Raw genomic sequence first — 13,179 nt, 5'->3', positions numbered from 1 at the left:
GCTAGCCTTCACCCGCCAACGCGAACCGACCGTCGGCGGTCTGGGTTACCAGGCCGTCGTCCAGCAGCGAGTAGAGCGCCCGGTCGCGTTGGGCGGTATCGGCCAGCCACGCCACGTCCAGCTGGGCACGAGTCACCGGAGAGTCGTTGTCGCGCAACACATCCAGCAGCCTGCCCCGCACCTGCCGGCCGGTGCCGGCGTAGGTCTGACCGCGTCGCGCCGGGCCGGTGGCAGGGGGGTAACCGGCTTGCCGCCAAGCGCACTGCTCAAGCGGGCACAACCCGCAGCGCGGAGTCCGGGCCGTGCACACGGTCGCGCCCAGCTCCATCAGCGCCGCCGAAAACTCGGGCGCCGATTCGTCATCCGGCAGCAGCGCCGATACATCCGCGTGATCGCGTGCGGCCGATGGCGCGCTTGCGTCGGCGCGGCCGTGCACGACGCGGGCCACCACGCGGCGCACATTGGTGTCCACCACGGGCACCGGCTTGCGGTAGGCGAAGCACGCCACGGCCCGCGCGGTGTAGCTGCCGACGCCGGGCAGGCTCAGCAGGGTGTCGACGTCGTCGGGAACGACGTCGCCGTGCTCGTGGGCGATCACGGTCGCGCACTCGTGTAAACGCTTGGCGCGCCTGGGGTATCCGAGCTTGCCCCAGGCCCGCAACACATCGGCGGCGCTGGCCGCCGCGGTGGCCGACGGAGTGGGCCAGCGCCGCACCCACTGTGTCCAGATGGGCAACACCCGGGAAACGGGCGTCTGCTGCAGCATGAATTCACTGACCAGAATCTGCCAGGCGGTCACGCCCGGCTCGCGCCAGGGCAGGTCACGGCGGGTTCGGTGGTACCAGTCGACCAGATTAGAGACCGGTATGCATACCCTGCCGGTCACCGCGCATTGCGGCACAATGTATGTCATGCCCAATACCAGTCCGGTAACCGCGTGGAAAGCACTCAAAGAGGGTAACGAGCGATTCGTCGCCGGCACGCCCGCACACCCCAGCCAAAGCGTCGAGCACCGCGCCAGCCTGGCCGGCGGGCAGAAGCCGACGGCCGTCATATTCGGCTGCGCGGACAGCCGGGTGGCCGCCGAGCTCATCTTCGATCAGGGCCTGGGCGACGTCTTCGTGGTGCGCACCGCCGGGCAGGCCATCGATTCGGCGGTGCTCGGCTCGATCGAGTACGGGGTGTCGGTGCTCGACGTCCCCCTCATCGTGGTACTCGGACACAGCAGCTGCGGCGCCGTGACGGCCACCGTCGCCGCGATCGACGAAGGCGCGATACCGAGTGGTTTCGTGCGGGACGTGGTGGAACGGGTTACCCCGTCGGTCCTGGCGGGCCGGCGCGACGGCCTCACCCGCATCGACGAGTTCGAAGAGCGGCACGTCAGCGAGACACTGGCGCAGCTGGTGGCGCGGTCCTCGGCGATCGCCGAGCGGGTCGACGCCGGGACCCTGGGCCTGGTCGGCCTCACCTACCAGCTCGCCGAGGGCAAGGCGAAGCTGGTCGACCACATCGGCGACATAGGCGAATAGCGGGCGAGCAGCCCGTTTCGGTTCCCTAACACGGCCGTTGGCCAGCTAACCTCGCGACACGCCGAGGCGGGTCGAACAAAACGGCGTGACCTGGGCTTACGGTGTGAGCGTGCTGGATCTGGAACCGCGTGGCCCGCTACCCACAGAGATTTACTGGCGGCGCAGGGGACTGGCCCTTGGCATCGCGGTCGTCGTGATCGGCATCGCGGCCGCCATCGTCGTCGCCTTCGTCAGTAACAGCGCCGGTGCCAAACCGGCCAGCGTCAACAAGCCGGCCTCCGCTCAAAATGCCCAAGGGCAACCGAATTCGCTTGCGCCCCAAGCGCCGCCGTCGGCCGGGCCGGACGGCAACGCCCCCGCCGCGCCGGCGCAGGGGCAAAGCCCGGAGAGCGTCACACCCACGGCCGCGGTGCAGCCGCCGCCGGTGCTGAACCCGGGCGACGACTGCCCCGATTCGACCCTGGCCGTCAAGGGTCTGACCAACGCGCCGCAGTACTTCATCGGCGACCAGCCGAAGTTCACCATGGTCGTCACCAACATCGGGCTGGTGGCCTGCAAGCGTGACGTCGGCGCCGCGGTGCTCGCGGCCTACGTCTACTCGCTGGACAACAAGCGGCTGTGGTCGAACCTGGACTGCGCGCCCTCCAACGAGACCCTGGTCAAGACGTTCACCCCGGGCGAGCAGGTGACCACCGCGGTGACCTGGACCGGCATGGGCTCGGCGCCGCACTGCCCGCTGCCGCGGCCGGCGATCGGACCGGGGACTTACAACCTCGTCGTGCAGTTGGGCAACGTGCGTTCACAGCCGGTGCCATTCATCCTGAATCAGCCGCCACCGCCGCCCGGGCCGGTGCCCGCCCCGGGTCAGCCGGCCGTCGCGCCGCCGCCCGAGGCGCCACCCGCCCCGCCCGCGGGCTGATCTCAGTCGAGCGTTTCGGCGATCGTCGACTCGGCCAGCTGCGAGAGGCCCTCTCGCACGTGCCGCGCCCATAGCGGGCCGATGCCCTCCACCGATTGCAGGTCGTTGGCGCTGGCCGCCAGCAGCCCCTGCAGCGTCGCGAAGTTGCGCACCAGCAGGTCGACGTGCGCGAACTGCAGTCGCGGAATCCCGGCCATCGCGCGGTAGCCGCGCGGGCTCAGCGCCTCGTCCTGGGCCTCCGCCGTCGTCGGATAGCCGAAAACCTTTGCCAGCACGGTGACTTCCAGCAGTTCGGTGTCCGACAGGGCGTCCAGCTCGTTCAGGGTGTTGGCGACTTGCGCCTTGGACGGCGGCTCGGGGGAGGCGTGGTAGTCGAGCACGATCAATTCCCGCGCGGTGTCGTTGCCGCCCAGCAGCTCCTCGAGCTGCAGCCGCAGCTGGCGTCCATCCGTGCCGAGTTCGACGGCGTCGTAGTCGATCACCAGGCCGATGCGCCGGACCAGTTCGAGCCGTTGCACCACGGTCATCACGTCGCGCAGCGTGACGAAGTCCTCGATCTCGGCTCGGGACAGCTGCCTGCTGACCTCGTCGAGCCGGGTCTTGTATCGCTCCAGGGTCGCGATTGCCTGGTTGGCCCTGGACAGGATCATCGCCGAATCGGTCACCACGTGGCGCTCGCCGCCGACGTAGACCGTCACGATGTTCATCGAGTGGCTGACCGAGATCACCGGGTAGCCGGTCTGGATCGCGGCCCGTTCCGCCGAGCGGTGCCGCGTTCCCGATTCGTCGGTGGCTATCGACGGGTCCGGGACCAGCTGCACGTTGGCCCGCAGGATGCGGCTGCCGTCGGTGGACAGCACCACGGCGCCGTCCATCTTGCACAGCTCGCGCAGCCGGGTCGGCGCGTAGCGGACATCGAGCGAGAAGCCGCCGTCGCAGATGGCCTCGACGTGCTCGTCATGGCCGAGCACGATCAGGGCGCCGGTGCGGCCGCGCAGGATCCGTTCCAGCCCGTCGCGCAGCCCGGTGCCCGGTGCCAGGCGGGCAACGACCTCACGCAGGGTCTGACGGGTCACAGCGACTCATTGTGCGGTTTGGTGGGGCGGCGCGTCCAGCCGTTTCGCGGCGGCGGGCGGGGCGCTGTGGTGGTCGGCGATGTCCACAAGGTGTTCCAGCGCCGCAACGATGGTGGGTGCACTCAGTGTGCGGATGCCGGCCGGAGGTGCACCGCAGCCAGCCGGGACAAGCGCGATGTTGAATCCCTGCCGCGCGGCCTCTGTCAGCCGCCGTTCCATCCCGGCAACTCGACGCAGATCGCCCGCCAGGCCCACCTCCCCGATCATCACCGCGGTGGTGGGCAGCGGCAGGTTCGCGTACGCCGAGGCCAGCGCCATCGCGACGGCGAGGTCCGACGACGGATCGGTCAGCCGCATGCCGCCCACGGTGGACAGGTAGACGTCGTTGACGGCGATGTTCAAACTGGCGTGCTTCTCAAGCACGGCGGTGATCATCGCGGCCCGCGCATTGTCGATCCCACTGACCGCTCGGCGCGGCGAGCCACACGGCGTGGCCAGCAAGGCCTGAACTTCACCGATCATTGGGCGTTTGCCGTCCAGCGTGACCGTGATCGCAGTGCCCGGGACGGGCGCCGGCCGCTGGTCCAAGAACAGGTTCGACGGGTCGCTGATCTCCTCGATGCCGCTGTCTTGCAGCAAAAAGCAGCCGACCTCGTCGGCGGCACCGAATCGGTTCTTGACCCCGCGGACCATCCGCAACATCCCGGTGCGGTCGCCTTCGAAGTGCATGACCACATCGACGAGGTGTTCCAGCGACCGCGGGCCAGCGATGGCGCCGTCCTTGGTGACATGCCCGACCAGAATCATCGCCACCCCGTTGGCCTTGGCCGACGCCGTCAGCGCGGCGGTCACCGCACGCACCTGCGTGACGCCGCCGGCGACACCGTCGGCTTCGCTGGTCGACATGGTTTGCACCGAATCCACGATCACCAGCGCGGGCCCTACCGTCGCGATGTGCTCCAGCGCCGTGTGCAGGTCGGCTTCGGCGGCCAGGTAGACCTGCTCGAACTCCTTGCTCGCCTGGTCGCTACAGCCGATCCGGTCGGCGCGCAGCCGGATCTGGCCGGCCGACTCCTCGCCGGAGATGTACAGCACCCGCTGGCCGGATTGCGCCCAGCGGTGGGCGACCTTGAGCAGCAGCGTCGATTTGCCCACACCCGGATCACCCGCCAGCAGCGTCACCGAACCGGGCACCACGCCACCGCCCAGCACCCGGTCGAGTTCGGCGATGCCCGTCGGCTGGTGCCGGCTCAGGTTGGGCGCGATGGAACTGATCGGCACCGCCTGCGAGGCCGGGCCCGCACCCGCGCGGCGGGCACCCGCACCGACCGCGCTGAGCACGGTCACCTCGGCGACGCTGCCCCAAGTGCCGCACTCCATGCAGCGCCCCACCCACTTGGCCGTGAGATGACGGCATTCCGAGCAGCGGTATTGCGAACGCGCAGTGGCCACGTCATGACGGTATCGGCCCGGTGTGACAATCCCGTTCTGCGCCGCGCGGTCAGACTTGCGGGGCGGCCAACCCGGCCGAAATCGGCACCGGCACGGTGGCCTGGCCCGCCTTCTCGAAGGTGAAGGTGAAGTTGTACGCCAGCCCGTTGCTGATCGGCTTGCTCAGGTTGACGGTCGCCTTGCCCGCGTTGTTGGACTCGAGCGGTCCCGGGGCCACCCGCTGTCCTTCGGGCGGGCCGAGGAACAACATCCCGCCCGCCGGCAACCGGCCGTCCCCGGTCACCGCGACCGTGCCGATGTCGCTGGTGATGCCCACCAGCCGATCGGCGACATTCGGTGACTGATTGATGGCCACCAACACCAGATCCACGGATCGGCCCGGATGCACAAAGTCACCGGTCTGCGCGGCCTGGATGCGGATGTCACGCAGCAGCACGTTGTTGATGTTGACCTTGTTGCCGTTGACGGCCGGCTCCTGGGCCGCGGTCTGCGAGATCTGACCGGTACCGCAACCGCTGAGCGTCGCGGCCAAAAAGGCGAGCACGCCAAGGGCGGCGATACCCCGGCCGTTTGTCAGGCCAAACTTGAAGCGGTTCACTCGACGTCTCCTGCTGGGCTTTCTGGCGGACACCACGACCACGACTCAACTACGCGCGAGTCAACTATGCACAGTAGTAGGAACGTGCTGCCGGCGGTAGACGAGGGGCTATCCAGCAGGTTGCTCACGTCTAGTGGGCCGCCTCACACCCGCGCCGAGCCCTCATCTAAGCTGCCAAGAGGGTCCAACCGAGGACATTGAGAGGACATCGAGAGGACATCGAGAGGACGTTGACAGCACGTCTTAACTCGTCTGTCAACCCCCAATGCCCACGCGTTGTGCCCCTGACCTGCATCGTTGATGAGCACCTGTCAGGCCACCGTGTTAGACTGAAGTAACGAAAGGGGCTCGAATCAGATGATCTTCAAGGTCGGTGACACCGTTGTCTACCCACACCACGGTGCTGCGTTAGTCGAGGCGATCGAAACGCGAACCATTAAAGGGGAGCAAAAAGAATATCTCGTCTTGAAAGTTGCGCAGGGCGACCTGACCGTTCGAGTACCCGCCGAAAACGCCGAGTACGTCGGAGTCCGCGACGTTGTCGGGCAGGAAGGCCTCGACAAGGTTTTCCAGGTCCTGCGTGCTCCGCACACCGAAGAGCCGACCAACTGGTCGCGCCGGTACAAGGCCAACCTCGAGAAGCTCGCCTCCGGCGACGTCAACAAGGTGGCCGAGGTCGTGCGTGACCTGTGGCGGCGCGACCAGGAGCGCGGCCTGTCCGCGGGCGAGAAGCGCATGCTGGCCAAGGCGCGCCAGATTCTGGTCGGCGAGTTGGCGCTTGCCGAAAGCACCGACGACGCCAAGGCGGAAACCATCCTCGACGAGGTTTTGGCGGCCGCTTCCTAGACGCTTTTTGAGCGCCTCCTGAACACCACCGTTGTCGCGGTAGTCCCGGCTGCAGGCTCGGGCGAGCGGCTGGGCGCCGGCATTCCCAAAGCATTCTGTGAGTTGCACGGGCGCACGCTCGTGGACTGGGCCGTGGCCGGCTTGCTGGAATCCGGGGTGGTCGATCACGTCGTGGTGGCGGTTCCCGCCGACCGCGTCGGGCAGGCCCAGCAGGTGCTCGCCGAACGGGCCACGGTGGTGGCCGGCGGGGCCAGTCGCGTCGAGTCGGTCGGCCTGGCGCTGGCCGCGCTTCCCGAGTCGGTGGATTTTGTGCTGGTGCACGACGCGGCGCGGGCGCTGACACCCGCGGGCCTGATCGTGCGCGTGGTGGACGCGTTGCGGGCCGGTGATAGCGCCGTGGTGCCCGCGTTGCGGGTGTCTGACACCATCAAGGCCGTGGACGCCAACGGGGTGGTGCTGGGCACGCCGGAGCGCGCCGGCCTGCGCGCGGTGCAGACCCCGCAGGGATTCGCCACCGACCTGTTGCTGCGGGCCTACCAGCGCGCGGGGGCGGACTCCACCGACGATGCGTCCCTCGTTGAGCAGCTCGGCTCCCCGGTGCAGGTGATCCAGGGCGATCCGATGGCGTTCAAGATCACCACGCCATTGGATTTGCGGTTGGCCGAAGCGCTGGTGGGGCGGTGAACGACCTGCCCCGCGTCGGCCTGGGCGTCGACGTGCACCCGATCGAACCGGGTCGACCGTGCTGGTTGGTGGGGTTGCTGTTTCCCGACGACGACGGCTGCTCCGGCCACTCCGACGGTGATGTCGGAGCGCACGCGCTGTGCGACGCGCTGCTCTCGGCGGCGGGGCTGGGCGATATCGGTGGGGTTTTCGGGGTGGACGATCCCAGGTGGCGCGGCGTCAGCGGCGCCGACATGCTGCGCCATGTCGTCGAACTGCTGTCGGAGCGCGGCTACCGGATCGGGAACGCGGCCGTGCAGGTGATCGGCAACCGGCCCAAGATCGGGCCGCGCCGCGACGAGGCGCAGCGGGTGTTGTCGGCGCTGGTCGGCGCGCCGGTGGCGGTGTCGGGCACCACCACCGACGGGCTGGGGCTGACGGGGCGCGGCGAGGGCCTGGCCGCGGTTGCGACGGCGCTGGTGGTGGTCGCCTCCTAGCCTCGCCGCGCGCCGAGCGTCACGCCGGTCTGCGCACGGCAATTGGCCAGGTAAGCTGGCACGTCGTGACCGATCACGGCCGCTTGCGGCTACACGACACGGCGGCTGGCTCCGTCCGTGATTTCGTGCCGCTGCGCGACGGGCACGTCTCCATCTACCAGTGCGGCGCCACCCCGCAGGGGCTGCCGCACATCGGCCATGTCCGCAGCGGGGTGGCCTTCGACATCCTGCGCCGCTGGTTAATCGCCCGCGGCTATGACGTCGCGTTCATCCGCAACGTGACCGACATCGAGGACAAGATCCTGAACAAGGCGGCGGCCGCGGGCCGGCCGTGGTGGGAGTGGGCGGCCACCCACGAGCGGGCCTTCACCGCGGCCTACGACGCGCTGGACGTACTGCCGCCGTCGGCGGAGCCGCGCGCCACCGGGCACATCACCCAGATGATCGAATTAATGGACCGCCTGATTGAAACCGGCCACGCCTATGCCGCGGCCGGTGACGTCTACTTCGACGTGCTCAGCTACCCGGAGTACGGGCAGTTGTCCGGGCACCGCATCGACGACGTCCATCAGGGCGAGGGCGTGGCCACCGGCAAGCGCGACCAACGCGACTTCACCCTGTGGAAGGGCGAGAAGCCCGGCGAGCCGTCATGGCCATCGCCGTGGGGCCGGGGACGCCCGGGCTGGCACATCGAATGCTCGGCGATGGCCCGCACCTATCTGGGACCCGAGTTCGACATCCATTGCGGCGGAATGGATTTGATCTTCCCGCACCACGAGAACGAAATCGCGCAGAGCCGCGCCGCCGGGGACGGGTTCGCCCGCTACTGGCTGCACAACGGCTGGGTGACGATGGGCGGGGAGAAGATGAGCAAGTCGCTGGGCAACGTGGTGTCCATCCCGGCGATGTTGCAGCGGGTGCGGGCGGCCGAACTGCGCTACTACCTGGGCAGCGCCCACTACCGGTCGATGCTGGAATTTTCCGAGACGGCGCTGCAGGACGCGGTCAAAGCCTATGTCGGGGTGGAGGAGTTCTTGCATCGAGTCCGCACCCGGGTCGGTGCCGTCGTGCCCGGTGAATGGACCCCACGGTTCGCCGCGGCCCTCGACGACGACCTGGCGGTCCCGGCGGCGCTGGCCGAGGTGCACCATGCCCGCGCCGAGGGAAACCGGGCGCTCGACGCGGGTGACCATGACTGCGCCCTCAAACATGCCGGGTCCATCCGGGCCATGATGGGGATCCTGGGCTGCGACCCGCTCGACGAGCGCTGGGAGACCCGCGACGAGACGTCGGCGGCGCTGGCCGCCGTCGACGTGCTGGTGCAGGCCGAACTGGAGAGCCGGCAGAAGGCGCGCGAGCAGCGTAACTGGGCGCTGGCCGACGAGATTCGGGATCGGCTGAAGGCGGCCGGCATCGAGGTGACCGACACCGCCGACGGGCCGCAGTGGACGCTGCACCCCGGCGATACAAAGTAGATGGCCGGTAACTCGCGGCGCCGCGGGGCGGTACGCAAAGCCGGCACCAAGAAGGGCCCCGTGGTCGGTTCGGGCGGCCAGCGCCGCCGCGCGCTGGAGGGGCGCGGCCCCACGCCGCCCGCGCACCTGCGGCCCAACCATCCGGCCGCCAAACGCGCGGCGTCGCAGCCCCACCGGCCGGCGGCGAAAAAACGCACGGACGAAACCGAAACGGTGTTGGGCCGCAACCCGGTGCTGGAATGCCTGCGCGCCGGTGTTCCGGCGACCGCGCTGTACATCGCCCTGGGCACCGAAGCCGACGAGCGGGTCACCGAATCCGTCTCTCGCGCAGGCGATCTGGGAATCGCGATCCTCGAGGTGCCGCGCGCCGACCTGGATCGGTTGACCGCCAACCATCTGCATCAGGGCATCGCCTTGCAGGTGCCGCCGTACGACTACGCCCACCCCGACGACCTGATCGCGGCGGCCACCAAATCCCCGCCGGCGCTGTTGGTCGCGCTGGACAACATCTCCGATCCCCGCAACCTCGGCGCGATCGTGCGTTCGGTGGCCGCGTTCGGCGGCCACGGCGTGATGATCCCGCAGCGGCGTTCGGCCTCGGTCACCGCGGTGGCATGGCGGACGAGCGCGGGGGCGGCGGCGCGGCTGCCGGTGGCGCGGGCCACCAATCTGACCAGGGCCCTACAGGATTGGGCCCACCGCGGGCTGCGGGTGATCGGCTTGGACGCCGGCGGCGACACCACGATCGACGACCTGGACGGCACCGACCCGCTGGTATTGGTCGTGGGATCGGAGGGCAAGGGCCTGTCGCGGCTGGTGCGGCAGAACTGCGACGAGGTGGTGTCGATCCCGATGGCCGGCCCGACCGAATCGCTGAACGCCTCGGTGGCCGCCGGAGTGGTGCTCGCCGAAATCGCGCGCCAGCGCAGGACTTAACGTCATCGTCAGGGCATCGCGTTGGCCCAGTCGATATGCCCTTCGAAGCCAAGGGTTTTCGCCATGTCCCGATAGCGGTCCCTGAAGTCTGTGTAAGACTCCTTGTCGCCACGTGCCCGCGCCAATAGAGCGCGCAGCCGCAGCAGCCAGATGTCGCGAACCGCCAACCCGTCGTCACCGGGCGCGGCCGCCAACCGGTTGACGGCGGCTTCGGCTTCGGTCAGATCGTCGGCCTGCCCGCGACCAAGCAGCGTTTCGACCAATACGTCGGTCGCAATAACTCCCCATGCCAGCAGCTGCCCATTGTGGACCAGATGGTTGAGCGCGTCCCGCATGAGCGGGATGGCGCCGTCGTAATGTCCCAGCCGGGCTTCTTCACGGGCCAAATACATTTCGACAAGCGGCAAATCGGCTAGGTGATGTTGGTCGAGAACGAATATGTCGCGGACGTCGGCCAGGACCTGCCGTCCGCGCTCACGCTCGGAAGCCGTTTGGCGGTGCACCAATGCAATGCCCAGTGTCACCTGTGCATGGGATAGCGCGAAGTCGTCGGCGGAACGCTCGGCGGCGTGCAGGGCATCCTCGATTTCGCGCATCGCGGAATCATCGGGGTTCAGCGCTCCGGTCGGTATCCCCGTGCCATAGGTGTACGTGACGGTCCCGGTGTAGGTCAGTGCGTCGGCGCTGCGCGCCATGGTGATGCCGTTTCGCATGTCGTCGCGCCACCCGGGACGGCCGAGGCAATACCGACCAACGGCGCGCGTTGTAAGGGCAATAGCCAGCGGGGATCCGGAAATGAAGTTGCCCTTAGCCGGATCGCCGTCGGCCGCGTCGATGACTGTCTGTGACCACCGCAACATGTCGGACCAATCCCCGCTCTCCATCTTGGCGTAGATCGGCGGGATGGATAACCCCACTGTCAAGACTGGATCACCGAGTGACTCGACGAGGGTCCAAAATTCGGATGCAGCCCGCGATGCCTCGCGTACTCGGCCGTGGTATGCATGGTCGGCCACCAGCCCCGACATCGCGATCGCCAGTGACGGCTTATCGCCCGCGACGGTACACAACTGCCGCAACTCCTCGAATCGGGTACTAGCCAAAGAGTGGACTCGAAAGGCGATGCCGCACAACATGGTCCGTGGCGCGATGCGCATGGCGATCCGATCTGGGTCATCACGAGGTAGACCGTCGGCAAGCTTTTGCGCGCGTTCCCAGCTCAGCCATGCGGCGGCGATGTCGCGGTTGGTGGCCCAGGTCGCCGCGCGCATGTGCCAGCCATAGGCGTCGTGCAGATCGCCTGCGGCTTCCAGGTGTTCGGCGATCATTGCGGCGTTCTGGTCGGCTGATTCCGGGTCGCGAGATTCGATGGCGGCGGCCAACCGGCGATGCAGGCGGGCGCGGTCGGATTTGAGCTGCGATTCATAGGCCACGGTGCGAATCAGCGGATGACGAAACGCATATTCGGCGCGCGGAGTGAATCGCACCTGTTCGACGAGATCGGCGTCGATCAGAGCTTCGACAACCGGATCGACTTCCACGCTGGCGAGCAGGTCGCGGTCAAAGCGAGCACCGATGACGGCCGCGGCGGCCAGCGTCGGTTTGGCGGCCGCAGCCAAGCGGTCGATGCGGGCGGCGATGGTTGCCTGCAGCGTCGCGGGCACGCTGACGTCGGCCACATCGGTATGGCAGGCGTAGCGGCCGTTTTCGCCGACGAGGACGCCGCGCTCGGCCAGATCACGGGTGATCTCCTCGGCGAAGAACGGGTTGCCGGCTGCCCGCTCGGTGATCAAGGCGGCGATTTGGCCCACTGACGGGTCGGGCCCGAGCAGTTCGGCTGCCAGCCTTGAGGTTTCGGCATCAGTCAGCGGTGCCAGCGTGATCGTCTGCGCGCCGGGACTTGCGCCAGAGCCCCGTGGTATTCCGGGCGATAAGTGATCAGCACCAGTGCCGGGGTTTGCGGGACCACCGCGAGAAAGTCCGCGATCATGGATTCGCTGACCTCGTCGATCCAGTGCGCATCCTCCACGACAAACACGGCTGGCTCGACGCGGGCCAGCTGCGCCGCGTTGATCAGCGCGGTCAACCGCCTTCGCCGCGCGTCGGGGTCGATCTTGGGCAACTCCACAGCGGCCTCGGCGATGCCCAACAAGTCGTCGAGCAGCAGCAGGTCCTGCGGATCGGCGTCGGGAACTCGCGCGCCCAGCGGACCGACGGCGCGCAGCAGGCGCGCCACCACATGGAACGGGATATCGGCGGCGTGTGACTCGCCGAACGTCGAATACACCTCGATGCCACGGCGTTTCGCCAGCGCGACGGCCTCGGCGATCAGCCGGGTCTTGCCGATGCCGGCAGGGCCGACGGCGGCAACCACCGACCCACGCCCACCGACAGCGCGGTCCAGCATCGCCGTCAGCGTGGTCAACTCCCATGCCCGGCCCACCAACGTCGACACCGAGACACCGGCCCGTTGCGCGGCAACACTCCGCAATTGCCGCGCGGGCATTGCGTGCGCGGCGCCCTTGACGTGAACCAGCTGCGGCTCCCCGAGCACCGCGGCGCCCTCCACGAGGCGCGCGGTGGAGTCACTGAGCATCACCCCCGCCGGGCGGGGCGACCGACTCCATCCGCTGGGCCATCCCCACCTGCTCGCCGATCGCGGTGTAACCCAGTGCGGCCGAACCGATCTCACCGGTGATCACCTGACCGGAGTTCAGCCCGACCCGAAGCTGCAGGTCGATCCCGTCTCGGCGCTGCACCTCGGCCGCCAGCCCCGAGATGTCCTCCTGAATGCCCAGCGCCGCCAGGCATGCCCGCAGCGCATGGTCTTCCAGCGCCACGGGCGCGCCGAACACCGCCATGATGCCGTCGCCGGTGAACTTGTCCACCGTGCCGCCGTAGCGCACCACCACCGCCGCGGCGCGCGTCACGAGTTCCGCCATGATCTCGCGCAGCCGCTCGGCACCCACCGCGGCGGCAATGTCCATCGAGCGCACCACATCGGCGAACAACACCGTGACTTGCTTGTACTCCGCGGGTGCGCCAGCTACCCCCGTGGGTGCGCCACATTCGTCGCAGAACTTCGCGGTCGATCGCAATTCTGCGCTGCACATAGCGCACGTTCGCGTGGCCGTCACCGACACAACAATAGGGCCCATGAATTAGCAATTCGGATTATTTGAAGATCA

The 13,179-nt window shown here is 68.4% G+C and carries 11 protein-coding genes and 1 pseudogene; 7 read left to right on the top strand and 5 right to left on the bottom strand.

Translation table 11 applies throughout. From position 1 onward, the window contains the following. Nucleotide 1: 1 nt before the first annotated feature. On the bottom strand, nucleotides 2-913 hold the full coding sequence (locus G6N66_RS24485) for an HhH-GPD family protein (RefSeq protein WP_085230965.1): 912 nt from the start codon (nucleotides 911-913) through the stop codon (nucleotides 2-4). On the opposite strand from G6N66_RS24485, the gene G6N66_RS24480 reads away from it, so the two are divergent. Both G6N66_RS24480 and G6N66_RS24475 read left to right on the top strand, forming a co-directional pair. Next, nucleotides 912-1,529, top strand: a complete 618-nt coding sequence (locus tag G6N66_RS24480; protein ID WP_085230966.1) for a carbonic anhydrase — start codon at nucleotides 912-914, stop codon at nucleotides 1,527-1,529. The two genes, G6N66_RS24485 and G6N66_RS24480, sit on opposite strands and share 2 nt — an antisense overlap. Before the next feature lie 109 nt (nucleotides 1,530-1,638). Further along, nucleotides 1,639-2,448, top strand: a complete 810-nt coding sequence (locus G6N66_RS24475; protein ID WP_139825015.1) for a hypothetical protein — start codon at nucleotides 1,639-1,641, stop codon at nucleotides 2,446-2,448. 2 nt (nucleotides 2,449-2,450) lie between these two features. Here G6N66_RS24475 and disA read toward each other — a convergent pair whose 3' ends face one another. The 3 genes from disA to G6N66_RS24460 are packed head-to-tail and all read right to left on the bottom strand — an operon-like array spanning nucleotide 2,451 to nucleotide 5,574. Beyond that, nucleotides 2,451-3,524 carry a DNA integrity scanning diadenylate cyclase DisA gene (gene disA / locus G6N66_RS24470; protein WP_085230968.1) on the bottom strand — a complete coding sequence of 358 codons (1,074 nt, stop codon included), beginning with the start codon at nucleotides 3,522-3,524 and terminating at the stop codon, nucleotides 2,451-2,453. A gap of 6 nt (nucleotides 3,525-3,530) precedes the next feature. Next, nucleotides 3,531-4,976, bottom strand: a complete 1,446-nt coding sequence (gene radA, locus G6N66_RS24465) for a DNA repair protein RadA (protein ID WP_085230969.1) — start codon at nucleotides 4,974-4,976, stop codon at nucleotides 3,531-3,533. A 49-nt stretch (nucleotides 4,977-5,025) separates the two neighbouring features. After that, complete coding sequence (locus tag G6N66_RS24460) at nucleotides 5,026-5,574, bottom strand: hypothetical protein (RefSeq protein ID WP_085230970.1); 549 nt, start codon at nucleotides 5,572-5,574, stop codon at nucleotides 5,026-5,028. A gap of 357 nt (nucleotides 5,575-5,931) precedes the next feature. Here G6N66_RS24460 and carD point away from each other — a divergent pair, with 357 nt between their 5' ends. The 5 genes from carD to rlmB all read left to right on the top strand — a co-directional run bounded on the left by carD (nucleotide 5,932) and on the right by rlmB (nucleotide 9,991). Continuing rightward, nucleotides 5,932-6,420 carry an RNA polymerase-binding transcription factor CarD gene (gene carD / locus G6N66_RS24455; protein ID WP_003419482.1) on the top strand — a complete coding sequence of 163 codons (489 nt, stop codon included), beginning with the start codon at nucleotides 5,932-5,934 and terminating at the stop codon, nucleotides 6,418-6,420. A gap of 18 nt (nucleotides 6,421-6,438) precedes the next feature. Beyond that, nucleotides 6,439-7,104: a 2-C-methyl-D-erythritol 4-phosphate cytidylyltransferase gene (ispD, locus tag G6N66_RS24450; protein ID WP_085230971.1), complete on the top strand. Its 666-nt coding sequence runs from the start codon at nucleotides 6,439-6,441 to the stop codon at nucleotides 7,102-7,104. After that, nucleotides 7,101-7,580, top strand: a complete 480-nt coding sequence (ispF, locus tag G6N66_RS24445) for a 2-C-methyl-D-erythritol 2,4-cyclodiphosphate synthase (RefSeq protein ID WP_085230972.1) — start codon at nucleotides 7,101-7,103, stop codon at nucleotides 7,578-7,580. Before ispD ends, ispF begins: the two co-directional genes overlap by 4 nt. Nucleotides 7,581-7,645: 65 nt before the next feature. Continuing rightward, entirely contained in the window at nucleotides 7,646-9,055 is a 1,410-nt protein-coding gene (gene cysS, locus G6N66_RS24440; RefSeq protein ID WP_085230973.1) for a cysteine--tRNA ligase, read from the top strand. After that, entirely contained in the window at nucleotides 9,056-9,991 is a 936-nt protein-coding gene (gene rlmB / locus G6N66_RS24435) for a 23S rRNA (guanosine(2251)-2'-O)-methyltransferase RlmB (RefSeq protein ID WP_085230974.1), read from the top strand. It abuts the gene before it with no gap. A gap of 8 nt (nucleotides 9,992-9,999) precedes the next feature. Here rlmB and G6N66_RS24430 read toward each other — a convergent pair. Then, nucleotides 10,000-13,149, bottom strand: a pseudogene (locus tag G6N66_RS24430) (ATP-binding protein). Between the last annotated feature and the right edge of the window lie 30 nt (nucleotides 13,150-13,179).

The sequence above is a fragment of the Mycobacterium conspicuum genome, assembly GCF_010730195.1.
Lineage (GTDB): Bacteria > Actinomycetota > Actinomycetes > Mycobacteriales > Mycobacteriaceae > Mycobacterium > Mycobacterium conspicuum.
This window is presented reverse-complemented; position numbering and strand designations above follow the sequence as displayed.